This is a genomic window from uncultured Algibacter sp., from assembly GCF_947487575.1.
In the GTDB taxonomy this organism is placed as follows: domain Bacteria; phylum Bacteroidota; class Bacteroidia; order Flavobacteriales; family Flavobacteriaceae; genus Algibacter_B.
Map to the genome: position 1 here is coordinate 1 of NZ_CANKXG010000033.1, position 267 is coordinate 267.

Here is a 267-nt window from a genome sequence, read left to right on the forward strand (position 1 = left end):
TTTATGGCAGAAATTATAGCTGATGGTCAAGTTGAGTTTAATAATAGTCAGCGCGTGTTTATAAAAGAAGCAGATGCAGACCCATCAGATGATCAAGTAGGTTCTGTATTTTCAAAATCAGGAAAAGACAAAACATCAAATGGTAATACTTCAAAAAGAGAAGAGACAGCATCACCCATGAAAAAAATCCGATTAGAGTTTAGTTCTACCTCAGGGCCAGAGACGAGACATGAGTTATTGTTAGGTTTTAGTGCATTTACAACAGAT

Annotated in this window: 1 protein-coding gene; it reads left to right on the forward strand. The window is 36.0% G+C overall.

Going from position 1 to position 267, the window contains the following annotated elements:
- Positions 1-267 (forward strand): hypothetical protein (locus Q0870_RS15385; RefSeq protein WP_298556785.1); only part of this gene is annotated, 267 nt, incomplete at both ends.